Origin of the sequence: Bradyrhizobium lupini (assembly GCF_040939785.1) — a bacterium.
GTDB lineage: Bacteria > Pseudomonadota > Alphaproteobacteria > Rhizobiales > Xanthobacteraceae > Bradyrhizobium > Bradyrhizobium canariense_D.
The window spans coordinates 1,788,122-1,815,004 of sequence record NZ_CP162553.1; the positions used below are offsets into that span (position 1 = coordinate 1,788,122).

Annotated in this window: 28 protein-coding genes, 1 tRNA gene and 2 pseudogenes; 14 read left to right on the plus strand and 17 right to left on the minus strand. The window is 65.0% G+C overall.

Features of this window, described 5'->3' with window-relative positions; genetic code table 11:
- Positions 1-12 precede the first annotated feature (12 nt).
- Entirely contained in the window at positions 13-849 is an 837-nt protein-coding gene (locus AB3L03_RS08740) for a universal stress protein (RefSeq protein WP_368508435.1), read from the plus strand.
- Between the two features lie 114 nt (positions 850-963).
- Here AB3L03_RS08740 and AB3L03_RS08745 read toward each other — a convergent pair whose 3' ends face one another.
- The 9 genes and pseudogenes from AB3L03_RS08745 to AB3L03_RS08785 form a co-directional block, all read right to left on the minus strand.
- Positions 964-1,176: a hypothetical protein gene (locus AB3L03_RS08745; protein WP_018456190.1), complete on the minus strand. Its 213-nt coding sequence runs from the start codon at positions 1,174-1,176 to the stop codon at positions 964-966.
- A gap of 279 nt (positions 1,177-1,455) precedes the next feature.
- Positions 1,456-2,192 (minus strand): annotated as a pseudogene (rpe, locus tag AB3L03_RS08750) (ribulose-phosphate 3-epimerase).
- Positions 2,189-3,124, minus strand: a complete 936-nt coding sequence (cbbX, locus tag AB3L03_RS08755; protein WP_018456188.1) for a CbbX protein — start codon at positions 3,122-3,124, stop codon at positions 2,189-2,191. The pseudogene rpe and the gene cbbX overlap by 4 nt, the downstream one beginning before the upstream one ends.
- Positions 3,125-3,222: 98 nt before the next feature.
- Complete coding sequence (locus tag AB3L03_RS08760; protein ID WP_018456187.1) at positions 3,223-3,630, minus strand: ribulose bisphosphate carboxylase small subunit; 408 nt, start codon at positions 3,628-3,630, stop codon at positions 3,223-3,225.
- 11 nt (positions 3,631-3,641) lie between these two features.
- Positions 3,642-5,102 (minus strand): form I ribulose bisphosphate carboxylase large subunit, encoded by a 1,461-nt coding sequence (locus AB3L03_RS08765; protein ID WP_368508436.1) that lies wholly within the window; start codon positions 5,100-5,102, stop codon positions 3,642-3,644.
- A gap of 29 nt (positions 5,103-5,131) precedes the next feature.
- On the minus strand, positions 5,132-6,217 hold the full coding sequence (fba, locus tag AB3L03_RS08770) for a class II fructose-bisphosphate aldolase (protein WP_018456185.1): 1,086 nt from the start codon (positions 6,215-6,217) through the stop codon (positions 5,132-5,134).
- 14 nt (positions 6,218-6,231) lie between these two features.
- Complete coding sequence (gene tkt, locus AB3L03_RS08775) at positions 6,232-8,253, minus strand: transketolase (RefSeq protein WP_247402984.1); 2,022 nt, start codon at positions 8,251-8,253, stop codon at positions 6,232-6,234.
- Positions 8,254-8,269: 16 nt separating this feature from the next.
- On the minus strand, positions 8,270-9,145 hold the full coding sequence (locus AB3L03_RS08780; RefSeq protein ID WP_063993396.1) for a phosphoribulokinase: 876 nt from the start codon (positions 9,143-9,145) through the stop codon (positions 8,270-8,272).
- A 13-nt stretch (positions 9,146-9,158) separates the two neighbouring features.
- On the minus strand, positions 9,159-10,196 hold the full coding sequence (locus tag AB3L03_RS08785) for a class 1 fructose-bisphosphatase (RefSeq protein WP_085352578.1): 1,038 nt from the start codon (positions 10,194-10,196) through the stop codon (positions 9,159-9,161).
- A 120-nt stretch (positions 10,197-10,316) separates the two neighbouring features.
- Between AB3L03_RS08785 and AB3L03_RS08790 the strand changes: the two genes are divergently transcribed.
- Positions 10,317-11,288: a LysR family transcriptional regulator gene (locus tag AB3L03_RS08790; RefSeq protein WP_018456181.1), complete on the plus strand. Its 972-nt coding sequence runs from the start codon at positions 10,317-10,319 to the stop codon at positions 11,286-11,288.
- A 257-nt stretch (positions 11,289-11,545) separates the two neighbouring features.
- Here the strand turns inward: AB3L03_RS08790 and AB3L03_RS08795 are convergent, their stop codons facing one another.
- From AB3L03_RS08795 to AB3L03_RS08820, 6 genes are all read right to left on the minus strand, one after another.
- Complete coding sequence (locus tag AB3L03_RS08795) at positions 11,546-11,755, minus strand: hypothetical protein (RefSeq protein WP_018456179.1); 210 nt, start codon at positions 11,753-11,755, stop codon at positions 11,546-11,548.
- Between the two features lie 138 nt (positions 11,756-11,893).
- Positions 11,894-12,304, minus strand: a complete 411-nt coding sequence (locus AB3L03_RS08800) for a hypothetical protein (protein ID WP_026233102.1) — start codon at positions 12,302-12,304, stop codon at positions 11,894-11,896.
- A 136-nt stretch (positions 12,305-12,440) separates the two neighbouring features.
- A complete protein-coding gene (locus tag AB3L03_RS08805; RefSeq protein WP_368508437.1) occupies positions 12,441-13,634 on the minus strand; it encodes an MFS transporter in 1,194 nt (397 codons plus the stop codon).
- Positions 13,635-13,686: 52 nt separating this feature from the next.
- Positions 13,687-14,241, minus strand: coding sequence for a TetR/AcrR family transcriptional regulator (locus AB3L03_RS08810; RefSeq protein WP_368508438.1), 555 nt, complete (start codon positions 14,239-14,241; stop codon positions 13,687-13,689).
- A gap of 1,105 nt (positions 14,242-15,346) precedes the next feature.
- Positions 15,347-16,306 (minus strand): N-carbamoyl-D-amino-acid hydrolase, encoded by a 960-nt coding sequence (locus tag AB3L03_RS08815; RefSeq protein ID WP_026233664.1) that lies wholly within the window; start codon positions 16,304-16,306, stop codon positions 15,347-15,349.
- A 232-nt stretch (positions 16,307-16,538) separates the two neighbouring features.
- Positions 16,539-16,973, minus strand: a complete 435-nt coding sequence (locus AB3L03_RS08820; protein WP_018458810.1) for a hypothetical protein — start codon at positions 16,971-16,973, stop codon at positions 16,539-16,541.
- Positions 16,974-17,150: 177 nt separating this feature from the next.
- Here AB3L03_RS08820 and AB3L03_RS08825 point away from each other — a divergent pair, with 177 nt between their 5' ends.
- The 3 genes from AB3L03_RS08825 (at position 17,151) to AB3L03_RS08835 (ending at position 18,344) form a co-directional block, all read left to right on the plus strand.
- Positions 17,151-17,411: a hypothetical protein gene (locus AB3L03_RS08825; protein WP_018458811.1), complete on the plus strand. Its 261-nt coding sequence runs from the start codon at positions 17,151-17,153 to the stop codon at positions 17,409-17,411.
- Positions 17,412-17,572: 161 nt separating this feature from the next.
- The gene (locus AB3L03_RS08830; RefSeq protein ID WP_368508439.1) at positions 17,573-17,797 is read left to right on the plus strand and encodes a hypothetical protein; all 225 of its coding nucleotides are present in this window, start codon (positions 17,573-17,575) and stop codon (positions 17,795-17,797) included.
- Positions 17,798-18,017: 220 nt separating this feature from the next.
- The gene (locus AB3L03_RS08835) at positions 18,018-18,344 is read left to right on the plus strand and encodes a hypothetical protein (RefSeq protein WP_085352582.1); all 327 of its coding nucleotides are present in this window, start codon (positions 18,018-18,020) and stop codon (positions 18,342-18,344) included.
- 198 nt (positions 18,345-18,542) lie between these two features.
- On the opposite strand, the gene AB3L03_RS08840 is transcribed toward AB3L03_RS08835, so the two are convergent.
- Positions 18,543-18,619 (minus strand) — tRNA-Pro (locus AB3L03_RS08840).
- A 68-nt stretch (positions 18,620-18,687) separates the two neighbouring features.
- On the opposite strand from AB3L03_RS08840, the gene AB3L03_RS08845 reads away from it, so the two are divergent.
- From AB3L03_RS08845 to AB3L03_RS08870, 6 genes and pseudogenes are all read left to right on the plus strand, one after another.
- A complete protein-coding gene (locus AB3L03_RS08845) occupies positions 18,688-19,677 on the plus strand; it encodes an L-threonylcarbamoyladenylate synthase (protein ID WP_368508440.1) in 990 nt (329 codons plus the stop codon).
- Between the two features lie 20 nt (positions 19,678-19,697).
- A complete protein-coding gene (locus tag AB3L03_RS08850) occupies positions 19,698-21,125 on the plus strand; it encodes an FAD-binding oxidoreductase (RefSeq protein WP_368508441.1) in 1,428 nt (475 codons plus the stop codon).
- Positions 21,122-21,565, plus strand: coding sequence for a GNAT family acetyltransferase (locus tag AB3L03_RS08855; protein WP_354263448.1), 444 nt, complete (start codon positions 21,122-21,124; stop codon positions 21,563-21,565). Before AB3L03_RS08850 ends, AB3L03_RS08855 begins: the two co-directional genes overlap by 4 nt.
- A gap of 9 nt (positions 21,566-21,574) precedes the next feature.
- Positions 21,575-22,155, plus strand: a pseudogene (locus AB3L03_RS08860) (NUDIX domain-containing protein).
- A 276-nt stretch (positions 22,156-22,431) separates the two neighbouring features.
- Positions 22,432-23,361 carry a glycine reductase gene (locus AB3L03_RS08865; RefSeq protein ID WP_085352587.1) on the plus strand — a complete coding sequence of 310 codons (930 nt, stop codon included), beginning with the start codon at positions 22,432-22,434 and terminating at the stop codon, positions 23,359-23,361.
- A 36-nt stretch (positions 23,362-23,397) separates the two neighbouring features.
- Positions 23,398-24,591: a CaiB/BaiF CoA transferase family protein gene (locus AB3L03_RS08870; RefSeq protein WP_368508442.1), complete on the plus strand. Its 1,194-nt coding sequence runs from the start codon at positions 23,398-23,400 to the stop codon at positions 24,589-24,591.
- 11 nt (positions 24,592-24,602) lie between these two features.
- Here the strand turns inward: AB3L03_RS08870 and AB3L03_RS08875 are convergent, their stop codons facing one another.
- Complete coding sequence (locus AB3L03_RS08875; protein ID WP_204513865.1) at positions 24,603-25,358, minus strand: SOS response-associated peptidase; 756 nt, start codon at positions 25,356-25,358, stop codon at positions 24,603-24,605.
- Positions 25,359-25,421: 63 nt separating this feature from the next.
- On the opposite strand from AB3L03_RS08875, the gene AB3L03_RS08880 reads away from it, so the two are divergent.
- The 3 genes from AB3L03_RS08880 to AB3L03_RS08890 are packed head-to-tail and all read left to right on the plus strand — an operon-like array spanning position 25,422 to position 26,800.
- Positions 25,422-25,922 carry a hypothetical protein gene (locus tag AB3L03_RS08880; protein ID WP_247473553.1) on the plus strand — a complete coding sequence of 167 codons (501 nt, stop codon included), beginning with the start codon at positions 25,422-25,424 and terminating at the stop codon, positions 25,920-25,922.
- An 18-nt stretch (positions 25,923-25,940) separates the two neighbouring features.
- Positions 25,941-26,375, plus strand: coding sequence for an NUDIX hydrolase (locus AB3L03_RS08885; RefSeq protein WP_085352591.1), 435 nt, complete (start codon positions 25,941-25,943; stop codon positions 26,373-26,375).
- A 47-nt stretch (positions 26,376-26,422) separates the two neighbouring features.
- A complete protein-coding gene (locus AB3L03_RS08890) occupies positions 26,423-26,800 on the plus strand; it encodes a TIGR02301 family protein (protein ID WP_007607220.1) in 378 nt (125 codons plus the stop codon).
- The last annotated feature ends 83 nt before the right edge of the window (positions 26,801-26,883 follow it).

The window sequence follows — 26,883 nt, forward strand, 5'->3', positions numbered from 1 at the left end:
CGGAGGCACGTCATGTACAAAGACATTCTCGTCCACATCCCCACCGAGCGGCCGATCCGCCCGGTGATCGACGGCTCGATCTCGCTCGCAGCGGGCCTCAACGCCCATCTCGATGCAGTTGCGGTTGGCTATGTGGCAACCAGTGCGGCCTATATCGTGGAGGGCGGCGCTGCGGTGGCGGCGGTGTTCGAGATGGAGCGCGAGAGTGCAGTGGAGCGGGCCGAGGCGGCGCTCGCGGTATTCAAGAGCAAAGCGATGAACGCCGGCATTTCCTACACATGCCACCCACTCGGGGCGATGCCGGGGGATGCGGTCGGCTTGCTCGGCGAGATGGCGCGGCTGCACGATCTCAGCATCGTGCTCCAGCCGGATCCGGCGCAAGGCTCACTCGACAACGATGTGCCCGGCGAGATCCTGTTCCAGGCGGGTGGCCTGGTGCTTTTCCTGCCCTACACCTTCCATGGAGCGTTCAAGGCGAAACGGATCGGCATCTGCTGGGATGGCAGCCGCCTCGCCGCGCGCGCTATGCGCGACGCCTCACCATTCCTGGCCCGCGCCGAGGAGATCGTGATCATTGCGATCAACGTAACAGATATGGTTCCCGAGGAAGTCTCGACGCGCAATCTGGCAAGGCATCTCGGCCGGCGCGGACTGTCGACCCGCACGGTCAACCTGTCGGCGGCGCGCTCTGACATTCAGCCGACCATGCTGTCGCTGGCAGCCGATGAGAACCTGGATCTTCTGATCATGGGCGGCTACGGCCATTCGCGTTTGCAAGAACGGTTCCTCGGCGGCGTCACCCGCGCCATGCTGGAAGCCATGACCGTCCCGACGCTGATGTCGCATTAATCGAGGGCTTATCCAGGTCGGGCCGGTCACAAGCCTTGTCGTTCGGGCTGACAACCGCGTCTTGAGCGGTGCCGGCGTTGGCAAGTTCAGGTCATATTCGAACAAGTTGGACCGTCACGCCGCGGCGGGTCTCTCCCACGCCGTGGCCTCGACGCCGTCCTCGTCTTGTTGCGCATTGCACGCGTCGAAATGCGCCTTGAGTTCGACTTCGGCGAGATGTTCGAAATGTTCGGCCTGGCCGAGCAGTTCCCAGCTCTGGAGCGGCCGGTAGGCGGCCTGCTGACGACAGAGGGACGCTAGCGCGCGGTAGCGACGTACGTTGTCCATGAGACCCTCCCTCGCATTCACAGAGCTTATTGCCCTTATTTGCGTCAGGGCGATGGCGGTTGTGCAAAAGATTTGCTGCGCCCGCCGCGCGCTTGACTCGCTTGTTTCTAGGCAAACGCGTATCGAGGCGAAAGTTCCAATCAGCGCGGACTCAACGCTTCGGACCTTACCGCAGGCCAAGGCTAGGGTTGTGGGTCATCCTCGTATATCTGCAGTGCAAAGGGGCACGCCCTGGCACACCCCATTACGGTGCCGGCTCGCCCGCCTGTATCCGGCAGTCTACCGGATGAGCGCGGGCTCACCGGCACGCATTGTCTGCGCCGAACTATGTTGCAGCATCGGAACCCTGCCGGCTTCCGCAGCGGCGCGGATGGCCGCGATGTTGCCGGCATAGTCCGCACTGCTCTTGCCGCGAAACACGGCGGAGCCCGCTACAAGCGTATCGGCGCCCGCAGCGGCCACGGCGGCGGCATTGTCGCGCGTGATGCCACCGTCAACCTCGAGTCGGATCGGCCGGTCGCCTATCATGCTTCGAATACGCCCGATCTTCTCGAGTTGGGATTCGAGGAAGGACTGGCCGCCAAAGCCCGGATTGACCGTCATCACCAGGACGAGGTCGAGGCGATCGAGCACATATTCGATCGTGCTTTCGGGGTCGCGGGACACAGGCTGACGCCGGCTTTCTTGCCGAGCGCGCGGATGGCCTGGAGCGAGCGATCGAGGTGCGGACCGGCTTCGGCATGCACCGTGATGACATCCGCGCCGGCCTTCGCGAACGCTTCGAGATAGGGATCGGCGGGCGCGATCATGAGATGCACGTCGAACATTTTCTTCGTCAGCGGCCGGATCGCCCTGATGACGTCCGCGCCATAACTGATGTTCGGGACGAAATGCCCGTCCATGACGTCGCAGTGAATCCAGTCGGCACCCGCCGCATCGATCGCCACGATCTCCTCGCCGAGGCGGGCGAAATTCGCAGCCAGGATTGACGGCGCGATGAGGATTTCTCTCGTCATGGCTTCGCACTCCCCTGCGCGTCCGCACCGCCGCTGAAGACGCGGCTCGCCAGGACGTCCATGGGATCGATCGTTTCGAGGTCGGCGATATCGAGCATGCGGTCGAGATCGGACACCAGCCGATCGGCCTGCCGCAGGCGGATGCGGTCGACGGCGTTGCGGATCGAGCGCGCATTGGAGAAGAACGGCTGGGTCCGACGTAGCGCGATGTATTTCTCGAACGCCTCGCGCGCCGCCGCCGAGAGGCGATAACCCCGTTCCTTCAGCATCAGCTCGGCGATGACGAGCAGCTCGGCTTCCGCATAGTCCGGAAAGTCGATGTGATGCGCGATCCGCGAACGGAAGCCGGGATTAGAGGCAAAGAAGCTCGTCATCCGCTCGCCATAGCCGGCAAGGATCACGACGAGGTCCTCGCGCTGGTTTTCCATCACCTGGAGCAGGATCTCGATCGCCTCCTGGCCGTAGTCGCGCTCGTTGTCGGGACGGTGCAGATAATAGGCCTCGTCGATGAACAGCACGCCGCCCATCGCCTTCTTCAGGATCTCCTTGGTCTTCGGCGCGGTGTGGCCGATATACTGGCCGACCAAATCGTCGCGCGTCACCGAGATCACCTGCCCGCGCCGCACGAAACCGAGGCCGTGCAGGATCTTTGCCATGCGCAGCGCGACCGTCGTCTTGCCGGTGCCGGGATTGCCGGTAAACGACATATGCAGCGTCGGTGGCGACGAAGCCAATCCCGCACGCTGCCGGATACGTTCGATCAGCAAGAGCGACGCGATCTGGCGCACGCGGCTCTTCACCGGCTTCAATCCGATCAGCTCCTGCTCGAGCTGCTGCAGCGTGCCCGTGATTCCAGCCTCTTCGGCCTCCTTGCGGAGATCGAAACTGGTCTCGCCGGGCTCAGTGGTCATGGCGTGGGGAACATCCAGCATCGGCACCTCGAAGAAAAAGGGCTTCGCCGCGGGGGAGCGGCGAAGCAGTGGTCCGCCAAGGAAACGGAGCAGGAGTGCTCCGCGCGGAGGAGAATGACTTAGGTTGGTGCGTGCGCGAGCTGCCGGCGCACGGTGGTGTAGCGGATCGCGCGTCCGCTCACCTCCTGCCGCACCAGCTCGAACTCGGCTTCCTGCGGCGGGCGGTTGACGATGAACGAGATCCGCACCGATTCCCAGCCATGGCTGGAGTCGAAGCCGCTGAGGCGGATGTATCGGTCGCCATACACTCTGCGGCATTCGGCGAGCTCCATCATCACGCCGGCGGCGTCCTGGAGATCGAACATCGGCAGGCCCCACATCTCCCAATAGGTGTTGCGGGGATGCGGATCGTCGGTGAACTCGATGTTCACCGCCCAGCCGTTGGTCAGGCAATACTGCACCTGCTTGGTGATCTGGTCGTCGGTCAGATCGGGCAGGAATGAGAAGCAGCCTTGGGTCAGCTTCATGTCAAATCTCCTCAAACGGTTTCGAGCGCGGTCGGCACGAAGTCCGGCGTGTCGGTGGATTCATAATTGAAGGAGACGTCCTTCCAAACCTCAAGTGCAGCTTTCAGCGGCGTACAGGTCTCGGCCGCCCTGGCCAGGATCTCCGGTCCTTCGTGGACGTAGTCGCGGCCCTCGTTGCGAGCGAGGATCATCGCTTCCAGCGCCACACGGTTGGCGATCGCGCCGGCCGCGATGCCCATGGGATGGCCGATGGTGCCGCCGCCGAACTGGAGCACGACGTCCTCGCCGAGCAGGTCGAGCAGCTGGTGCATCTGGCCGGCATGGATGCCGCCGGAGGCGACCGGCATCATCTTGTTCAGGCTCGCCCATGACTGGTCGAAGAACAGGCCGTGTTCGAGCTTGGCCGGGTTGAAGTCTTCGCGACAGACATCGTAATAGCCGCGCGTGGTGTTGGGATCGCCTTCGAGCTTGCCGACCACGGTGCCGGCATGGATGTGATCGACGCCGGCGAGCCGCATCCACTTGGCGATGACGCGGAACGACACCCCATGGCTTTTCTGCCGCGTGTAGGTCGAGTGACCGGCGCGATGCAGATGCAGGATCATGTCGTTGCGGCGCGCCCATTTCGCCATCGACTGGATTGCGGTGTAGCCGATCACGAGATCGATCATGACGATGCAGGACCCGAGCTCCTTCGCGAACTCGGCGCGCTCGTACATATCCTCCATGGTTCCCGCGGTGATATTCAGGTAGGTCCCCTTGGCCTCACCGGAGGCCGCCTGCGCCCGGTTCACCGCCTCCATGCAATAAAGGAAGCGGTCGCGCCAGTGCATGAACGGCTGCGAGTTGATGTTCTCGTCATCCTTGGTGAAGTCGAGCCCGCCCTTCAGCGCCTCGTAGACCACGCGACCGTAATTGCGGCCCGAGAGGCCGAGCTTAGGCTTGACGGTCGCGCCGAGCAGCGGCCTGCCGAACTTGTCGAGCCGCTCGCGCTCGACCACGATGCCGGTGGCCGGTCCCTGGAACGTCTTCACATACGCGACCGGGAAACGCATGTCCTCCAGCCGCAGCGCCTTCAGTGGCTTGAAGCCAAATACGTTGCCGATGATCGAGGCCGAGAGGTTGGCGATCGAGCCCGGCTCGAACAGGTCGAGGTCATAGGCGATGTAGGCGAAGTACGAGCCCGGCGTGCCCGGCACCGGATCGACGCGGTAGCATTTCGCGCGATACTTCTCGGCGGCGGTCAACCGATCGGTCCACACCACCGTCCAGGTCGCGGTCGAGGATCTGCCGGCGACTGCGGCTGACGCCTCGATCGGATCGACGCCCTCTTGCGGCGTGACGCGGAACAGCGCGATGACGTCGGTGTCCTTGGGCACGTAGTCGGGCTCCCAATAGCCCATGCGCTTGTATTCCATCACGCCCGATCGATATCTTTCCTTGCCGCGGACGGTTCCTGCATGTGCATTCATGGCTCTCTCCTGCTCTTCTCTCTGAATGATTAGGCCGCGACGGGCTCGCGGGCGTCGACGCGCGGATCGAGATCGCCGGCGCGGTAGCGCCGCGCCATCTCGCTCAAGGGAACGACCTTGATACCGCTGGCGTGGCCTGCGGTGCCGAACTGCTCGAAGCGCTCGCGGCAGAGCTCGCGCATCGCATCCATGGCGGGCTTGAGAAATTTGCGCGGATCGAACTCGGAGCGCGTTTGCGCGGCCACTTTCCGGAACACCGCGGTCATTGCCAGCCGGCAGTCGGTGTCGATATTGACCTTGCGCACGCCGCTCGTGATGCCGCGGACGATCTCCTCGACCGGCACGCCCCAGGTCTGCGGCATCTCGCCGCCAAACTGGTTGAACATGTCCTGGAGCGGCTGAGGCACCGAGGAAGAGCCGTGCATCACGAGATGCGTGTTCGGCAGCCGGCGATGAATCTCCTCGACCACCCGCATCGCCAGAATGTCGCCGTCCGGCTTGCGGCTGAACTTGTAGGCGCCGTGCGAGGTGCCCATCGCGATCGCGAGCGCATCGACTTTGGTAGCGCGGACGAAGTCGACCGCCTGGTCGGGATCCGTGAGCAACTGATCATGGCTGACCGTGCCTTCGACGCCGTGACCGTCCTCCTGCTCGCCGCCCCCATGCTCGAGCGAGCCGAGCACGCCGAGCTCGCCTTCGACGGAGGCACCGACCCAATGCGCGAGATCGACGACGCGGCGGGTGATCGCAACGTTGTAGTCGTAGTCGGCCGCGGTCTTGGCGTCGGCCTTGAGCGAGCCGTCCATCATCACCGAGGTGAAGCCATGGGCGATCGCGGACGCGCAGGTCGCCTCGTCATTGCCATGGTCCTGGTGCAGGCAGAGCGGGATGTCTGGATAGGTCCGCTCCAGCGCATCGATCATGTGCGAGAGCATGAGGTCGCCGGCATAGCTGCGCGCGCCGCGCGAAGCCTGGATGATGACGGGCGCGTCGACCTCGGCCGCCGCCTGCATGATCGCGATGCCCTGCTCCATGTTGTTGATGTTGAACGCCGGCACCGCGTAGCCGTGACTGGCGGCGTGGTCGAGCAGCTGACGAAGAGTGATACGGGCCACGACAAATCCTCCTGTTATTGCTTGCCGGCGCGGGCCATCGCCCGCCGGGCGGCTTCCGCAACGCCTTGCGGCGTGATGCCGAATTCGCGGTAGAGCACCGGGGCCGGCGCCGAAGCGCCGAAGCCGCGCATGCCGACGAATTCGCCCTCGGTTCCGATCCAGCGGTGCCAATCGCCGACGACTGCCGCCTCGATGCCAACCCGCGGCGCGGTGCCGAGCACAGCGGCGCGGTAATCCTCCGGCTGCTCCTCGAACAACGCGAAGCAGGGCGCGGAGACCACGGCCGCACGGACGTGCTCGGTAGCGAGCAGGCGGGCCGCCTCCAGCGCAATAGACACTTCCGAACCCGTTGCGATGAGCGTCACGTCGCGGCCACCGTCCGGCGAAACGATCAGATAGGCGCCGCGTGCGACGCGGTTCCTCCCGCGGACATCGCTGCGGAAGGTCGGCAGCGCCTGACGGGACAGGCACAGCACGGAGGGACGATTTTCAGCTTGGAGCGCGCAGTCCCATGCTTCCAGCGTCTCAACCGCGTCGGCCGGCCGGAAAACAAGCAGGTTCGGAATGACGCGGAGCGCTGCGAGATGCTCGACCGGTTGGTGCGTGGGGCCGTCCTCACCGAGGCCAATGGAGTCATGGGTCATCACATGAATGACGCGGATCCGCATCAAGGCCGCAAGGCGGATCGCCGGCCGGCTGTAATCGGAGAACGCGAGGAAGGTGCCGCCATAGGGAATGAAGCCCCCGTACAGCGCGAGGCCGTTCATCGCGGCCGCCATGCCATGCTCGCGGATGCCGTAATGGATGTAATCGCCGGCGAACGCGTCGCGCTTGACCGGGGTCTGCGCCTTGGCATGCGTCAGGTTCGAATGCGTGAGATCCGCCGAGCCGCCGACAAATCCGGGAATCGTCTCGGCGATGCCGTCGAGCACCTGTTGCGACGCCTGCCGCGTCGCGAGCTTCGGACGCTCGGTGGCAAAGCGCTCGCGCAATTTCGCCGAGGCCTGGGCATAGGCGTTCGGCAGGGCAACCGCCTTGCCCTCGATAAACAGGTCGCGCTGCTCGGGCGTCGCGCATTCATAGCGATCGAGCCAGGCGAGACGCTCGACCTGCCCGCGCTGCCCGATCATCCGCCATGCTTTCAGGATCGTGACAGGCACCACGAAGGGCTGATAGTCCCAGCCGAGCGTTCGCCGCGCCGCGGCCGTCTGCTCCGTGCCGAGCGGCGCGCCATGCGCCTTCTCGGTGCCCTGACGATCCGGCGCGCCGAAGCCGATGATGGTGCGGCAGGCGATCAGCGACGGTCTTGTGCTCTCACGCTCCTCGGCAATCGCCTGCGCAACTGCTTCGGGATCGTGCCCGTCAACACCGCGCACCGACCAGCCGGAGGCAGCGAAGCGCGCGAGCTGGTCATCGGAGGTCGCAAGCGAGGTCGGGCCGTCAATGGATATGCCGTTGTCGTCGAACAGCACGATCAGGCGGCCCAGCCCGAGATGCCCGGCGAGCGAGATCGCTTCCTGGCTGATGCCTTCCATCAGACAGCCGTCGCCGGCGATGACGTACGTGAAATGATCGACGAGGCCGTCGCCATGTTGCGCATTGGCCATGCGCTCGGCGAGTGCCATGCCGACCGCGGTCGCAATCCCCTGCCCCAGCGGACCGGTCGTCGTCTCGACGCCCGGCGTATGGCCATATTCCGGATGGCCCGGCGTCTTCGAGCCCCATTGCCGGAACGCCTTGATGTCATCGAGGCTGACGTCGCCGCCGGTGAGATGGAGCAATGCATAGAGCAGCATCGAGCCATGGCCCGCCGACAGCACGAAGCGATCGCGATCCGGCCAATGGGGGTGAGCCGAGTCGAATTTCAGGAAGCGCGAGAACAGCACGGTGGCGACATCGGCCATGCCCATGGGCAGTCCGGGGTGGCCGGACTGCGAAGTCTCGATGGCGTCGACCGCGAGGAAGCGGACGGCGTTGGCGAGATCGCTATGCGATACCGCCGTGAGGTCAGCGTCGGCGTGGACGGAGATGTTCATCGGATCCTCCCCTCGTTCACTTCAGGTTTCGCTTACGCTCGATCAGCTGCATGATCAGCGGCGTCAGGATCAGCTGCATCGCAAGATCGAGTTTCGCGCCGGGACAAACGATCGAATTGGCACGCGACATCCAGCTTTGCGGCAGCATCGAGAGCAGATAGGGGAAGTCGATGCCGCGCGGGTTCTTGAAGCGGATCACGACCATCGACTCGTCCGGCGTCGGGATCCAGCGCGCGATGAACGGATTGGAGGTGTCCACCGTCGGCACACGCTGGAAGTTGATGTCGGTCTCGGAAAATTGCGGGCAGATGTAGTGGATGTAATCGGGCATCCGCCGCAGAACGGTGTCGGTAACGGCCTCGGTCGAATAGCCTCGCGCACTGCGGTCGCGGTGCAGCTTCTGGATCCATTCGAGATTGATAACGGGCACGACGCCGATCTTGAGGTCGGCATAACGCGCGACGTTGACCTTGTCGGTAACGACAGCACCGTGCAGGCCCTCGTAGAACAGAAGGTCGGAGCTCTCCGGCAGCCGTTTCCATTCGGTGAAGGTGCCGGGTGCGGCGCCATGCAGCGCGGATTCCTCGGCGTCGTGGACGTAGTGCCGCGTCGTCGCCGTGCCGGTCTCGCCATAGTCGCGGAACGCCCGCTCCAGCTCCTCGAACAGATTGGTCTCGGGGCTGAAATGGCTGAAATGCCTGTTGCCGCGATCGGCCTCCTTCGCCATCTGCGTGCGCATTTCCGCGCGATCGTAGCGATGGAAGGCGTCGCCTTCGATGTAGGCGGCGTTGACCTTCTCGCGGAAGAAGATCTGCTCAAAGGTCTTCTTGACCGACGTGGTGCCGGCGCCGGAAGAGCCGGTGATGGAGATGATCGGATGCTTCCTGGACATCGGGGCGCCTCGCTCAGAGCCGGAAGAAGCCGCGCCGCGCGAACAGCGGTGCGGAGACGCTGGCGACCAGCAAGGGATCGCAATGCAGTTCCTCGACGCGCTGCACCTCGTTGTTCGAACCCATGATCAGCGGCACGCGTTGATGCAGGCTCTGCGCCGAGAGTTCGAGGATACGCTCGCGCCCGGTCGAAGCCGAGCCGCCGGCCTGCTCGACGATGTAAGCCATCGGGTGCGCCTCGTAGACGAGGCGCAGGCGGCCATCGCCATAGCCGGGCCGTGAATCGGAGGGATAGAGGAACACGCCGCCGCGGGTAAGGATGCGATAGGCCTCGGCCACCAGCGAGCCGACCCAGCGCATGTTGAAATTGTGGTTGGCCTGCCCTTCCACACCGGCGAGGCATTCGTCGACGAAGGCGCGCACCGGCTGTTCCCAATGCCGGCGGTTCGAGGCGTTGATCGCGAACTCCTCGCAGGTCTCGGAGATTTGCACGGCGCTACGCGCGAGACGGAAGCAACCGGACCCGCGGTCAAGCGTGAAGATGTCGACGCCCTCGCCGAGCGTCAGCACCAGCGAGGTCTGCGGGCCGTAGGTGACGAATCCCGCCGCGAGCTGCGCCGAGCCGCGCTGATGGAAGGCGAGCGCGAGATCGTCGGGCGCGGGCAGGATCGAGAAGATCGTGCCCACGGTCATGTTGATGTCGATATTGGAGGAGCCGTCGAGCGGATCGATCGCGACGCAGATCTTCGCCGCGCGGTCACCGATCTGCGGTTCACGCATCTCCTCCGACGCCAGTGCCGCGATCGGCAGCTTGCCGAGACAGCGGCGCAGGATCGCATCCGCCTGCACGTCGAGATCGCGCTGCACGTCACCGTCGCTGTTGCGGCCGGTGGTCAGGCCCGACGCATCCGCAAGGTCTCCCGTGGCGATAAGATCGGCGATCTCGATCGCGGCCGCCGCGATGGCATCGACCGCGGCCGCTACGGCCAGCGCATGCGGCGCCGTCTCGGAATACCGCTGAAGGTGGTCGTCCAGCCTGAGTTGCCCGGTCATCTGCGTCCATCCCTTTGCAGGCGCCGCATCCAGTTCCCTCCTCGCTGGAGGTCGGTGCGGTCAGTGCCAACAACGACGAGATTGACAGGGGCGGCTTAATAAGGAAAATTTCTATTCATAATGAGCGCCAAAGAATTATCTTATAATGTCCATTCGGCGGCACAGCTCCGGCATCTCACGATCCGGCAGCTTCGCTCGCTTGCGGCGCTCTCGGCAAAAGGCAGCGTCACGGCAGCCTCGACCCAGCTCGGCCTGACGCAGCCGGCCGTGACCCAGCAATTGCGCCAGCTGCAGGATCTCGCCGGACTGCCGCTGCTGCAGCGGACCGGCGACGGCATGCTGCTGACGGAAGCCGGCAAGGAGGTGCTGGCGCTCGCCGAGCGCGTCGAGGCCGCAATCGCGGACTGCCAGGGTTCGCTCGACCTGCTTGCGGGGCGAACCGGCGGCACGGTGCATCTCGGCGCGGTCTCGACCGCGAAATATTTCGTGCCGCACGCGATCGCGGCATTCTCGAAGCGGTATCCGAAGATCGAGATCAAGCTCACGGTCGGCAATCGCGAGGAGATCCGCGGGGCCATGCACGGCTACGACCTCGACTTCGCGGTGATGGGTCGGCCACCGGCCGATGTCAGCGTCGACGTCCGGCAGCTCGGGCGCAATCCGCACATCATCGTCGCGCGCAAGGGGCACTGGCTGGAGAAGGATTCCGGCCTCAACCTCACCGACCTCGTGCACGAGACCTTCCTCACCCGCGAGCCCGGCTCGGGGACGCGGACACTGATGGAAGGCATGTTCCAGAGGTCGGATCTTGAGCCGATCATCGGCATGGAGATGAGCAGCAACGAGACCATCAAGCAGGCGGTCATCGCCGGGCTCGGCATCGCCTTCATCTCGGCCCACACCGTGGCGCACGAGCTCACCGAGGGCCGGCTGATCGTGCTCGACGTCGCGGGCCTGCCGATCGTGCGGCAATGGTACGTGATCCGCCGCAGCGACAAGGTGCTGTTGCCGCCGGCGCAGGCGATGTTCGATTTCTTGGGATCGGAGGGGTCGAACTATCTTCCCGACGTGCCCGAATTCGGCGCGCGATAGCCCGTCGAAATTCAGCCCATCAGCTTCATCGCGACCGTAGCCGCGAGAATGACGATGATCTGGAGCAGGCGCTCGGTCGTGAAGATGCGGTTGAAGGTGGTCATCGCTTGCCCCGGCCGAATTGGGATGTCTCGGTCGGGACGTTGCTAGCACAGACGGGCGACGAGATAACTCCGTAATCGCCCCGTGTTTTCCGTGCACGACCCGACGACCGGCCCTTCGGCGGGCCTGCGCAAGGCCGCGCCGATGGTTAACGATCAGGCCGCGCGTGTAGGGGCGTAGTCCATCCGCGCGGCGAAATAGGCTTCCAGCTCCAGCAGCGCCCGCGCTTCCCAATCCTTCGCCTGCTCGAGCAGCGACCAGCTCTGGTCCGGGCGGAATGCAGCGGTCTGGCGATAGAGCGATGCGATACCGCGGTAGCGGCGCACGTTCTCCAAGATGGCGTGACCGGTGATTTGGCCGTTCATGTCCGAAAACTCCCTCGTCATTCCCGAGGGAGAAATTGCGGCCAAATCTTTTTCGAAAAGTTAGCGCCGCACAGCAAGCGTGCGAATGGTTTCCGGACTGTTGCCCGCGCGCAACGTGCGCGGCCGCACAAGGCCGATCTATTGCGAATTCGTCGCCGCGCTCTCGCCCCGCGGCTTCAACCCACCGCGGCTGATGATCTCGCGGCAGAGATCGGCAAGGCCGATCACCAGCACGGCGAGCAGGCAGAACAGCTTGATGGAATCGGCATGCGCGCTGGTCAGCGAATTGAACTCGAAGAAGGGCGGCATGAATGCCCACCATACCAGCGGAATGGTGAGTAGTGCGGCGAACGCCGCCGCCGGTGCGCCCGCAATAATGCCGAGCACGAACAGGCTGGGCAGGAACGCCGCGAAATAGAGTTTTGCGCCGAGCGCGACACAGCCGCCCTGGAGCGCAGCCGACATTGCGACAACGATGAATCCAAGCAGGAACGCCTGCCACGACCATGGTCGTACCCGCGGTACGCCAACCAGCCCCGCACGCCTCATCAGCCTCCCCCTGCCGCCCGTTAACCAGGCTCGCTTGCGACCAAAGTACTACAGCGGCAGGGAAACTGCGAGGTGGAAATTGCCGACCCGGCGGCCTTGGTAAACGGGCCGGATCGCTAATTGGAGCAACCAGCCCCTACTCGGTGGCCGCATAGACCAGGCCTGCGACGGGCAGCGCGAGCCCAAAGGCCGATGCGAGCGTCCAGCCGCCTTGTGCAAACGCCCACGCGCCGACCGCCGAGCCCGCCGCGCCCGCGGTGAAGAAGGTCGCCATGTAGAGACCGTTCAGGCGGCTGCGGTGCTCATGCCCCAGCGCGAAGATCGCGCGGAAGCCGAGCACGACGTTGCCCTGCACGCCGATGTCGATCGCGATCGCAGCCACGACCAGGCAGGCGAGGTTCAGCACCGATCCGGGCGCGCCGACATGCGTAATCAGGAATCCTACGGCCGCGAGTAGCAGCGCGACCAGCGTGGCCATGCGGCTATGGCCGCGATCGGCAAGCCGTCCCGCGATCGGGGCTGCGAACACGCCGGCGACACCGGCAAGCGCGAACAGCGCGATGCTGCGCTGGGTGAAGCCGAATTCGCTCGCGAGCAGCAGCGGCGTCACGGTCCAGAACAGGCTGAAGGCGCCGAACAGGCTGGCCTGGTACAGCGCGCGGCGGCGCAGCAGCGGCGTGGTCCGCACCAGATGGAGCATCGACAGCAGCAACTCGCCGTAATGCATCCGCGCGACCGGCCTGCGCTTCGGCAGCGTCATCCAGAGTACCGCTGCGAGCACGATCATCAACGCGGCCGAGCAGAAGAACACTGCATGCCACGACAGCATCGCCGTGACGAAACTCGACACCGGCCGCGCCAGCATGATGCCGAGCATCAGGCCGGTCGAGACATTGCCGACGACGCGGCCGCGAATGGCTGCCGGCGCAAGATGCGCCGCATAGGGAATGATGATCTGCACCGCGACCGAGCCGAGTCCGATGAACAACGCGGCGATCAGGAAGGGCAGCGCGTGGGACGCGAACCCCGCGGCGAGCAGGGCTGCCGCGCCGAGCGTGATGACGGAGCAAATCAGGGTACGGTTCTCGACGAGGTCGCCGAGCGGGACGATGAAGAGAAGCCCCACGCCGTAGCCGATCTGCGTCATGGTAACGATCAGCCCGGCGGCCGCATGCGACAGGCCCAGCGCGGCGCTGATCGGGGCGATCAGCGGCTGGGCATAGTAGATATTGGCGGCGACCATGCCACAGGCCGCGGCAAGCACGAACGTCAGGCGCTGCGACACCGCATCCGGTTCGGGAGCAGTCTCGATCGTGGCATTCATCGTCATTCACACGGTCTCCAGCTATAGGAAACGTCTGTTTCCTAATATGACAATAAATTCAGGCGAGCAGCTTCATCGCGACGGCGACCAGGCGCTTGCCGTCGAGCGAAAGGCGCGCCTTGCCGACGACGCGCAGGCCCTGCGTGATGCAGATCATCAGGCGCGCGGTGTCGTCGGCGGCGACATGGCGGGGAATCGAGCCGTCCGCCTGCCCCTCGCGAATGAGGCCGGCGATGAGGCCTTCGTTGGTCTTGAGCCGCGCGCGAACGAGGGCGGCGACCACCGGATCGACCGCGGACAATTCGACCGCGCTGCCGACCACGAGGCAGCCGCGCCGCCCCTCGCTGCCCTGGGAATGCTCTACATACGACAGCAGCATGTTGCGCAGCCGCTCGCGGCCATTGGCGCCTTTCGCCGCTGCGCTACGCGTCTGCTCCTGGCGCAACGCCGCGTAGCGCTCGAAGGCGGCGAGAAACACCGCATGCTTGTCGCGAAAAGCCTTGTAGACGCTGCCGGTCGCCAGCCGCATCGCCGCCGTGAGATCGCCGATCGAGGTGGCGTGATAACCGCGCTCGGAAAACACGCGCACGGCCCTGTCGAGCGCGGTGTCCATGTCGAACTCCCGCGGGCGGCCGGGCGAACGGGCGACGGAGCTGGATTTGCGGGCCGCTTTTTGCATTGCGGGATAATAGGGAATGTTTGTTTCCAAACAAAGACACTTGGATGTGATTAGGGCGGTAGGGCCACTCACTCCGGCGTCGCCCCTGGCCAAGGCCAGGACCCATTATCCCAGGGAAGGGGTTGGGCGGACATTCGTTCGGTGGGATTGATACCGCCTTAAATCGATAGACCTCGCGGTATGGGTCCTGGCCTTCGCCACGACGACATTTGAGGTTGTTACGCCTGACTGCCAAGCATCGCCACGGCGCAGGCCACATCGCGGTCCTGCGCACATTTCAACTTGCAGACATGCCTTCTCATCCTCGCGGCTGATTTCGCCCGAGCTTTGCTTGATCGCTCCACCCTCTTGTCCAAGAGGGCGCAGGGAAGGCCGGGTGCCGGCTGGCACCCGCGGTCCGCTGCGCGAAAATGTAGCGCAAGGAAACCGCACAGCAGCATACAGGTGTAGCCAATCACTCGGCCTTCCCTGCGCGATGGTTGGACGGCTTATGCCGTGCTCTCCCGGGAGCCGAGTTCTCTTTGGCCTCCTCGTCCTCGCAGAAGTCACCGGCACCGCGCCGGTTGACGCGACTGCCGCATCCGCAAGAGCTTGACCGTAGCAACGACGGCCAGGACCACACGGTTTTGCCGTACGCACGGCTCGCCATTTCGCCGCAGTTTTCCCAGCCCTGTCGACGGAGCCGGAAACTTACAGACGAGACGAAGCCTAGCAGCGCCGCTCGTCGGCACGCAGCCTTGGGCTCACGGAGAGCAATCCGCCCTGCCCTTAGCCTCTCGCACCCGAACGCTGCCGCGTCCACCGCAAGCCCGGCTCGCGAACATGACGACCACAAGATCGCCCCTCAAGGATGAGCCGGGATGGGCGACACATACGCCCTTTCCGAATTTCGGTAAAGCGGAATATTTTTGTGAGAGCGGATTGACACGGGGGCGACACAGCAAGGTCCCGTAGCCCGGATGAGCGAAGCGACATCCGGGGTCTTGCCACAAGCGACAGCGGTCCCTGGTGTCGCTGCGCTCACCCGGGCTACCAGAGCTCACCGCTTCGTTCGCACCGGCGTTCCGTCGGCCATGAGTGTCACTCCCTTCCGTTCGACAATCATCCCGTAGGCGTGCGGCTGACGGTGAACGTCGAAATTGAAAGTGGTGCGCTTGTAGGAGTTGCAGAGATCGAGATCACAACGGGCGAGCGCGATCTCGTCCCCCTTGGTCGTGCATCGCGAGATGATCTCGCCGGAGGGCGCGATGACGCAGCTTCCGCCGATGTGGTCGACGCCCTCCTCGACACCCGCTTTGGCGACGCCGACCACGAAGGTGCCGTTCTGGTAGGCGCCGGCCTGCATCACCAGATGATTGTGGAACAGCGAGAGATCGTCATGCTCGGGTGCGGGCGGATTGTGCACCGGCGTGTTGTAGCCGATCATCACCATCTCGACGCCCTGCAGGCCCATCACCCGGTAGGTCTCGCTCCAGCGGCGGTCATTGCAGATCGCCATCCCCATCACGCCGCCAAAGGCCTCGGTCACGCCAAAGCCATCGCCTGGATCGAAATAGCGCTTTTCCAGATGCTGGAATTCGCGCCACGGCTCATGCTCGGCATGCCCGGGCAGATGAACCTTGCGATATCTCGCGACGATGGCGCCGCTCTTCTCGACCAGGATCGAGGTATTGTAGCGCCTGACAATTCCGGCCTCGACCGTCAGCTCGGCATAGCCAAGATAAAATCCGATGCCGATCTCGCGCGCGAGATCGAACAGGCCTCTTGTCTCCGGCCCCGGCATCTCGCGCTCGAAGAAGCTGTCGATCTCAGCCTGATCCTCGAAATACCAGCGCGGAAAGAACGCGGTCAGCGCGAGCTCGGGATAGACGATCAGGTCGCAGCCGTTGGCCTTCGCCTGGCGCATCAAGGCCATCAGGCGCGCCACGACCGCGGTTCTCGTCTCGGTCCGCGCGACAGGGCCAAGCTGGCCGGCTGCGATCGTCACAAATCTCGTCACGAATCTTTCCCTCGTCCGCTTCCCGGGTCAGGTCGCGGCAGAGACTATCGCGCGATGCGCCGCGCGCACAGCCTCGCTGTCCGGCACGGTGCCCAACCGAGAGGCAGCCCGACCGTCACGTGGAAAGTACCGAGAACAGATAATCTCGCAAACCCCCGCTCGTGCTGCTCAGGCGATCGAGCATGGGCAGCTACACGCCTACCGGGGGAAGATGCATCTCACGGAGCGCGACTTACCAACCCGCCGATGCAGGTTCGTTGAAGAACATCGTCTGATCGCGCGCCGCCATGCGCGAGGGCTGGCGTCGACGGTGCCTCTCCGCACTGCGCTTGTTCGAAACGGTCCGAGCTGCTTGCTTCGGCGTCGCATCAGGCTGCGCCACCATTGCAAAAGCTTGGCGGGGCCTCTCCTGCGTGGGCAGCGCGTCGGCGACGGCAGGCGCGGGAGTCGGCGGAACCGACTCGGCTTTGGACAGCGATATTTGCCGTACGCTGGTGTCGAGGACGATCTTCTCAGGCCAGGTTTGCGCGGAATGAACGCGCACAATCGACCGATCTGGCTCGGCCGGCGCGGCGGCGCTCACGGGGGCGGTCATGTACCGGTCGGCGAGGAAAAGGAGGGCGAGCAGAGCGCCGCCGGTGAAGACGAAATAGCGGATGAGCGGCATGGGTCCCTCGATCGCCTCGTTGTCGAGGCCCCTGCAGCAACGGGAAAGAGTGGCAATCGTTCCGGTGCGCTGTCGAGCAATCGCGCGAGACGCTCAGCCGCCCACTGGCATTCCGCTTGCTGCACGGGAGTCAAATCCCTCAGACCCGCAGTGGGTCTGTCTCATCGTGAGGCGATCATGCACCCGACGTCCCGTTTCGAAGCGACCATGCCGACACAGCTCCACGCATTGATCTCCGATCTGCGTTGGCGCTTGCAAATGATCGACGCCGACATTCTGGAGGAAGAACGGAAGGCCGGAATCTCCGATCCCCAAAACCTCGCCTACCCCATGCTAGCGCAGAACCTGCGGGCCCGGCGCGACAATATCCGGGTGAGCATCGCCATTCTCGAAAGCCGCCTCGAAAAGCGATCGACGGAGCGGCCGCGCGCGGCCTGATGCGGCGACGGCGATTGGCTCCCGTCGCACCCAGGTTAACGCGAAGGAACTCCCGTTGCCGATCTGCAACGGTTCCCGTCCGTCTGAAGCCGGACAAAAGAAACTCCCATTGCGGCCACGAACCCCTCTCACAACGCCGTGAGACGAGCAGGGGAACGACGATGCGTGCGCAAAGAGTCTGGGTGGTGAATGGGGCCGCCAGCGTCGAACAGTTGCAAACCAGATTGGACGATCTGAACAAGCGGCTCGGTCGACTCGAGACTCAGCACCCCGAGAGCTGGAAGGTCGAAGAGCTCAGATCGACTGCGCTCAGCCTGTCGCGCGAGATCGACGACATCCGCTGCGCCGAGGCGACGGCGGCGCTGAGCGAGCTCCTGCGGAAATAGTTGGCGTTCGCGATCTGCCCGTCGCGCAGGAACCAACGCCGCCTCCCCGCCATTGCCATGCCGAGCATGGAGCAAAATCATGACCAGGCACCTGACGCGGGCCGATCTCGCGCGCGGCGTGGCCGGCGCGGTATCCACGCTGGTCCTGTGCGCGACGATGGCATTCACCATCGCGCGCCACTTCGCTTTGTAAGGCATTTGGCGCTGTGAGGTATTTTCGATGACGTCCGACCCCGAGGAATCGGTCAGGCTGCAAGGCTACGGCGAGATGACCCTGCGTACGGCCGTCACGACGATGATGTTGCTTGCGCCGCGCGAGCGCGCGGATGCCGCCATCTTCCGCGTCCGCGACGGCGTCCGGCTTGCCTCAAGCGAGATTGCCGAACTCGCCTCCGAATGGGGCATCACGCCAACGCCGGAGATCAGGTCTCCGAACCTCGTCCCGGAGCAGCACTGGACCCACGTCGTTCGCGGCATGGTGCGTGAGGCGCCGCTGCCGGCGCTGATGATTGCGTTTATGGTCGGCGTGCTGGTGGCGAGGCGGTAGTCCTCTGACCTAGCTTGCAACGCCGAGTTATCGAAACAGGCAATGCCGAGCCATGCCACCGCGACAGACCGCCCTGTCCGGCCAAATCGGCCGTGGACCCGCCCTGAAAATCGTTGCAAGAAGACGCTCCCGGGCGCCGGCGGCTGGTCCGCCAAGCTTGGGAACGAGCCTCTAGAAAAACGTCGACTTTTGGAAGAATGGTCGGAGTGGCAGGATTCGAACCTGCGACCCCTGCGTCCCGAACGCAGTGCTCTACCGGGCTGAGCCACACTCCGACAAGAGGCCGGCTTATAGCGTCGGGTTTGGCGCACCGCAAGCGGCCGAGCTGAGGAATCTTATCCCTGTGAAAACGGGTCTTGAAACGCTGATTTTACCGGCCGGCGAGGCCGGCGCGGAAGCTGCCGCCCGGACATTGGCCGCCGGCGGGCTGGTCGCGTTCCCGACCGAGACGGTCTACGGGCTCGGGGCGGACGCCGGAAATGCCAGTGCCATCGCCCATCTTTACGCCGCCAAGGGGCGGCCGGCCTTCAATCCGCTGATCGCGCATGTCGCCGACCTCGCGGCCGCGCGCAGGATCGGACGATTCGACGCCTGCGCCTTGCGCCTTGCGGAGGCGTTCTGGCCGGGGCCGCTGACGCTGGTGGTGCCGAAGACGGAAAACTGCCCGGTGGCCGAGCTTGCCACCGCGGGCCTCGACACGGTCGCGATCCGCATTCCGGCCCATCCGGTGGCGCAGGCGATCCTGCGCGCCTTTGGCGGGGCGGTGGTGGCGCCGTCCGCCAACATCTCCGGCCACGTCTCGCCGACGCTGGCGGCCCATGTCGAGAGCGACCTTGCGGGGCGGATCGACCTGATCGTCGACGGCGGGCCTGTTACGGTCGGCGTCGAATCGACGATCGTCGGCTGTTTTGCGGCGCCGATGCTGCTGCGGCCCGGCGGGCTGTCTCGCGAGCGGATCGAGGCCGTGCTTGGTGCAGCGCTGGCGCGACTGCCCGCGGAGACCGACAGCGAAGACAGCCAGCCGCTGGCGCCGGGCATGCTGGCCTCGCATTACGCGCCACACGCCCATGTGCGGCTCAATGCGCTGGACGTCGCGCCGGGCGAAGCGCTGCTGGCGTTCGGCCCGGCGCGCCTGCCCGGCCTGGAGACCGCCGTTGCCGTCATGAATTTGTCGCCCACCGGCGATCTCGATGAAGCCGCCGCCAATTTGTTCGGCTATCTTCGCGCCCTCGATGCCAGGGGGCCGCGGGCGATCGCCGTGATGGCGATCCCCGAAGAGGATCTGGGCGAAGCGATCAACGACCGGCTGCGCCGGGCGGCTGTCGCGCGGTAAGAGAAGCAAGAGACACGACCATGAACGTCAATCATTCCGCCACCCCTCCGCTTGCGCCCGAGCTGATCGAACAATTCCGCAAGATCGTCGGCGAGAGGCACGCCATCACCGATGCGGCCGACATCGAGGCCTATGTCACCGAAGAGCGCAATCTATTCCACGGCCGCTCGCCGCTGGTGCTGCGCCCGGGCTCGACCGCGGAAGTCGCCGCAATCTGCAAGCTCGCCTCCGAGCACAAGATCGCGCTGGTGCCACAGGGCGGCAACACCGGGCTCGTCGGCGGCCAGACCCCGCACAATGGCGAGGTGGTGGTGTCGCTGCGTCGGCTCGACAAGATCCGCGAGATCGACACCGCCTCCAACACCATGACCTGCGAGGCCGGCGTGGTGCTGCAGATCGCACAGCAGAAGGCCGCCGAAATGAACCGGCTGTTCCCGCTCTCGCTCGGCGCGGAAGGGAGCTGCACCATTGGCGGCAATCTCTCGACCAATGCCGGCGGCACGGCCGCGCTGGCCTATGGCGTGGCGCGCGAGATGGCGCTGGGGCTCGAGGTGGTTTTGGCGGACGGGCGCGTGCTCAACGTGCTGTCGAAGCTGAAGAAGGACAACACCGGCTACAATCTGCACAACCTTTTCATCGGCGCCGAAGGCACGCTCGGCATCATCACGGCGGCGACGCTGAAGCTGTTTCCGAAGCCGCGCTCGATCGAGACCGCCTTCGTTGGGCTGAAGTCGCCGGAGGCCGCGCTGAAGCTGCTGGCGATCGCGCAAAGCGAGGCCGCCAATGCGCTGACGAGCTTCGAGCTGCTCTCGGAGATGGCGGTCGATTTCTCGATCCGCCACGGCATCGACGTGCGCGATCCGCTCGCACAAAAGCATGCCTGGTACCTGCTGATGGAGTTGTCGTCGCCCGGCGACGACGCCCGGACGCCGCTGGAAACGATCCTCGGCCTCGCCATGGAGGACGAGATCGTCGACGACGCGGTGATCGCGGCCAATCTCACCCAGCGCGCCGGCTTCTGGAAGCTGCGCGACGAAATGTCGTCAGCACAAAAGCCGGAGGGCGGCTCGATCAAGCACGACATCTCCGTGCCGGTGGCCACCGTGCCGGCCTTCATCGCCGAGGCCAATGAAGCCGTGGTGAAGCTGATTCCCGGCGCGCGGCCGGTGCCGTTCGGCCATCTCGGCGACGGCAATCTGCACTACAATGTCAGCCAGCCCATCGGCGCCAACACCGCGGACTATCTGGCGCGCTGGCACGAGATGAACGCGGTCGTGTTCGCCATCGTGCTGCGTATGGGCGGCTCGATCTCGGCGGAGCACGGCATCGGCGTGCTCAAGCGCGACGAGTTGCCCGACGTGAAGGACAAGACCGCAATTGAGTTGATGCGACAGCTCAAGGCGATGCTCGATCCGCTTGGAATCATGAACCCGGGAAAAGTGCTGTGAGTGCGCTCAAGATCGACGCGATCACCGAGGCCGATGTCGAGCCCGTGGTCGCGCTGTGGCAGCGCTGCGGGCTGACGCGGCCGTGGAACGATCCGCATGCCGACATCGCGCTGGCGCGACGGCGCGACAATTCCACCATCCTGCTCGGCCGCGACAACGGCGCCATCGTCGCCACCGTCATGGTGGGCCATGACGGCCATCGCGGCTGGGTCTATTACGTTGCGGTCGATCCGGATAGCCAGAAGCGTGGCTACGGCCGAGTGATCATGGCCGCGGCCGAAGACTGGCTGCGCGCGGCTGGAATTTTGAAGCTCCAGCTGCTGGTCCGGCGCGGCAATGAGCAGGCCAATGCGTTCTACCAGTCGCTGGGTTTCGAGGAATCGACCTCGGTGATGTTCCAGAAGTGGATCGACGGCCGCACCACAACGCCAAGCAACTGAGATCGAAGCATGACCATATCCGACCGCGTTCGCATCAAGGACGTCCGCGTGCTCTCGGACGGCTGGACCCCCTCAAGACCACCACGTTCGAGTACCGGCGCGCCAATGGCGAATGGCAGACGCAGCACCGCGAGACCTATGAGCGCGACAACGCCGCCGCCGTGCTGCCCTACAACCGAGCGCGGCGCACGGTGATCCTGGTGAAGCAATTCCGCTTGCCGGCCTTCATCCGCGGTTACGACGATCTCCTGATCGAAGCCGCCGCCGGGGTGCTCGACGACGCCTCGCCCGAGGTGCGCATCCGCGCCGAGGCCGAGGAGGAAACCGGCTATCGCCTGCACCACGTCCACAAGGTGTTCGAAGCGTTTATGAGCCCCGGCGCCATCACCGAGAAGCTGCATTTCTTCGTCGCCGAGTACGAGCCGGAGATGCGGGTCAGCGACGGCGGCGGCCTCGAACACGAAGGCGAGGACATCGAGGTGCTGGAGCTCGGCATTGACGAGGCGCTGGCGATGATCGCGGACGGGCGTATCATCGACGCCAAGGCGATCATGCTGCTGCAGCATGTGGCGCTGCATGTGTTTCGGTAGGTTGTCTTCCTTCCTTCTCCCCTTGCAGGAGAAGGTGGCGCGAAGCGGCGGATGAGGGGTTTCTGTCCGCGCGCGCATCTCATGCAGTTGAGCACGCGAGAGACCCCTCACCCGTCTCGCCGCTTCGCGGCGAGCCACCCTCGCCCGCAAGGGGAGAGGGGAAAAAGCGGACCTGGCTCTATCAGTGCAATTCTGACCTGCATTGCCCCGCCCCCCGTTGAGCTCACCCCCGACTATCTCTAGTCTGTCGCCAACAAGAACCAGGAGACGCGCCCCATGTCCGCTTCGCGCGACGACGAATTCGGCTTTGCGCCCGACTATGACGCCCCCGTTCCCTATATGCAGCGCACGCGGGACTATTACGCCGCGATTGGCTACACCACGGCGTATCGCTGGGCTCACTACACCGAGGCGCCGTTCCAGCCGCTAAAGAAGCCGTTGTCGCAATCAAGCGTCACCATCATCACGACCGCCGCGCCATACGACCCCACCAAGGGCGACCAGGGACCGAGCGCGGCGTATAATGGCGGCGCGAAATTCTACCAGGTCTATGAGGGCGACACGGCGAAGCCCCACGACCTTCGCATCTCGCATATCGGCTACGACCGCAAGCACACCACGGCCACCGACAACGGCACCTGGTTTCCGCTGCCGCAACTCTTGAAGGCGAGCGCGGCGGAGCGCATCGGCGAGGTGGCCCCGCGCTTCTTCGGCGCGCCGACCAACCGCAGTCATCGCGTCACCCTCGACACCGACGCGCCGGAAATTCTGGCGCGCTGCCTTGCCGACAAGGTCGATGTCGCCGTGCTGGTGCCGAACTGTCCGGTCTGCCACCAGACCACGGCGCTGGTGGCCCGGCATCTCGAGGCGAACGGCATTCCGACCGTGATCATGGGCTGCGCCAAGGACATCATCGAGCACGCCGCCGTGCCGCGCTTTCTGTTCTCGGATTTCCCGCTCGGCAATTCCGCCGGCAAGCCGCACGACATCGCCTCGCAGGCGCAGACGCTCGAGCTGGCGCTCAGACTGCTGGAGACCGCGAGCGGCCCGCAGACCACGATGCAGTCGCCGCTGCGCTGGAGCGAGGACGCTTCCTGGAAGCTCGACTACAACAACGTCGCGCAGCTCTCAGCCGAAGAGCTGGCGCGCCGCCGTGCCGAATTCGACAAGCAGAAGGAGATCGCGCGCGGCAATCGCGCCGCCTGACGTCCTCCGACAACCAAAGCAAACAGGGAGAGCGACGTGACGCGACCGTTCGAGGGCGTGAAGATCCTGGACTTCACGCAAGTGCTGGCCGGCCCATATGCGAGCTACCAGCTCGCGCTGCTGGGCGCCGACGTCATCAAGGTCGAGCGGCGCGAGGGCGAGGACATGCGCCGCACGCCGCTGTCGCGCGAATGGGCGGAGCGCGGGCTGGCGCCGTCGTTCCAGGCCATCAACGGCAACAAGCGCAGCCTGACGCTCGATCTGCAAAAGCCCGATGCGATCGCGATCGTGAAGAAGCTCGCCGCGCAGGTCGACGTCGTCATGGAGAATTTCCGCCCCGGCGTGATGGACAAGCTCGGCATCGGCCACGAGGCGCTGTCCGCGATCAATCCGAAGCTGATCTACTGCGCGGTGTCCGGCTTCGGCCAGACCGGTCCGGACCGGCTGCGCCCCGGCTATGACGGCAAGATGCAGGCGCTGTCCGGCATCATGGCGATCACGGGTCATCCCGAGACTGGGCCGACCCGCGCCGGCTTTGCGGTGTGCGACGTGCTGTCCGGCGCCACCGCTGCGTTCGGCGTGTCGAGCGCGCTTTACCAGCGCGACCGCACCGGCAAGGGCCAGCTCATTGACGTCTCCATGCTGGAGGCGACGATGGCGTTCCTGTCGGGGCAGATCGCGGACTGGTCGGTCGCGGGCCATCGCCAGCAGCTGTCGGGGAATCAGGCCGTCAGCCGCAGGACCACGGCGAATTTGTTTAGATGCGGCGACGGTCACATCCTGCTCGCCGTCAACAACGAGAAGCAATATCGCGCACTGATGTCTGCGCTCGGCCGCGAGGACACGCTCAGCGATCCGCGCTTTGCCGACTGGTTTGCGCGCAACGAGAACGAGCCGGCGCTGCGCGCCATCATCGAAGAGGCGCTCGCGGCAAGGCCTGCGCGCGAATGGGAGACCATTCTGGAAGACGCCGGCGCGCCCTGCGCCAGCATCTGGAAAGTCGAGGAAGTCATCGACCATCCGCAGATCAAGGCGCGCGGCGCGATCCAGCAACTCGATACGCCCTACGGCCGGCTTCGTTTCGCCGGCAGCGGATTCAAGCTCGCGCATGGCGGCGGCAGGCTCGACCGGATGGCGCCGGAGCTCGGCGCGGATACGGATGCGGTGCTGGGCGAGCTGGGATTTGACGCAGCGGAGATCGCAGCACTACGGGCGCGGGAGATCGTGTAAGGGCGAAGCGCCTAAAACAACGACCCCTGCCCGTCATCGGCCGGCCCGGCCGCCGCTTTCCGCGCCACCTTCTTCTTCGGCGCCTCCGCCTCCATGTCCTCCGCGCTGATCGGCAGGAGTAACTGGTCGTCGTCATTGGCGACGCGGTTGACGCGGGTGGAGACCGGGTGCCAGGCGAATTCGCCGATGCGCGGGGCGGTCATCAGCGGCAACACCGCATCGAGGTCATCGCTGCGGCTGTCGAGCCAGCGCTCGAAATCGCGCGGGCTGATGGTGACGGGCACGCGATCATGCAGCGTGACGAGATCCTCGCTCGCCGCCGCCGTGACGATCGCGACCGTGTCGAGCTCCTCGCCGTTCGGCCCGACCCAGGTCTCGAACACCGCTGCAAAGCCGAGCGGCGCGCCGTCGGCGCGATGGATGAAGAAGGGCTGCTTGCGGCCACCCTCCGCCTTCCATTCGTAATAGCCGTCGGCCGGAATCAGGCCGCGGCGCCGGCGAATCGCGTTCTTGAAAGCGGGCTTCTCCAGCACCGTCTCGGAACGGGCATTGATCAGGAGCGAAAATCCCTTGGGATCCTTGACCCAACCCGGCAGCAAACCCCAGCGCATCAGGCGAAAATGGCGCGCGCCGTTCTCGCCCAGCACGACCGGAATCGGTTGTGTCGGGGCCACATTGAACCGGGGCGGGAAGTTCGGCTGCTCAATGTAGCCGAACAGTTGCCGCAAAGCCGCGGGGGCCGAAGTTATGACGAAGCGTCCACACATCCTTGAGGGCCTATATAGGGTCCGTTCAGGTCCTTTTAACCCCGAACGTTAACACTGCGGCAGATGAGCTCAACGGTCTCCCAGCCGGCGCGAATGCATGGACAGACGGGGCCCGAGGCTGCAGCCTGGGCCGAGCGGCTGCGCGTGGCCAACATCAACCCGCGGACCGGGCTTGCCACCGACTATCTCAACCATTTCAATGAAGCCGTGATGCTGCTGGAAATGGTCCCCGACATGCCGGAATGCGCGGAAGATTTTCTGACCTGGTCGCCGCTGTCCTATGCCGAGCATTTCACCGCCTCGAACTTCAAGGCCCGGGATCTGGCGATCGAGGCCTATGAAAAGGCCGACCCGAACGTGCGCGCCCAGTTCGACCACCTCACCGACACCATGACCTCGATCCTGACGGCGGTCGGCTCGGCCATGCGCGAGGTCGAGAAGGACACGACCCGCGTTCGCCTCGCTGAGCAGGCCGCCCACTGGGTCAAGCCGCTGATCGCGGCCTGCGGCGGCATCATCAATGGCGGCGCGGAAGCCGACATCGACATCATCATGGCGAACTGAGCCCGAGCAGGTGAAGTCATGGCTGCGATCGTTCAGCCCACCCGTCCCCAGATCGCGGTCAGTGCCGCGATTTTTCGTGACGGCAAGGTGCTTCTGACCCGTCGCGCACGTTCGCCGGCAAAGGGGTTCTATTCGCTGCCGGGCGGCCGGGTCGAGTTCGGCGAATCGCTGCACCAAGCGCTGGCGCGCGAGATCGACGAGGAGACCGGGCTAGATATCGAAATCATTGGCCTCGCGGGCTGGCGCGAAGTGCTGCCGGCCGCGGCCGGCGCCGGCCACTACCTGATCATGTCCTTTGCCGCCCGCTGGGTGGCCCGGGAGCCGGTTCTCAACGACGAGCTCGACGACTACCGCTGGATCGCCCCAAAGGCCCTGGCGAGCCTTGGCGACCTCAAGCTGACCGGCGGGCTGGAAGAGGTCATCCAGTCCGCTCACCGGCTGATGGGCCCCTGACGGCCCCGCCTTGCGTCTATCGCCCCGAGGAGGCATACACCCGGCCGATGTCGACGCGATTTCTGGCCATTTTTGCCCTGATTCTCGCCTGCGCCTCGGTGCCCACGAGGGCTCAGGACGGGGCAGCGCCGTTTGACGGCGATTTGCAGCGACTGGCGGAGATCCTCGGCGGGCTGCACTATCTGCGCGGCATCTGCGGGTCCAACGAGGGCAACAAATGGCGCAGCGAGATGCAGGCGCTGATCGATGCCGAAACCCCCGCCGGCGAACGCCGCACCCGCATGATCGCCGGCTTCAACCGCGGCTATAACGGTTTTCAGCAGACCTACCGGAGCTGCACGCCGGCCGCGACGGTGGCGATCCGCCGCTATATCGAGGAAGGCGCCAAGATCTCGCGCGATCTCACGGCGCGTTACGCGAACTGAGACAGCGGCGGGAACCCTGTCATCGACTTTGTACACAGCCGTTAACCGTTCCTAAAGATGTGGCCTAGCGGGCGTTAACGTGC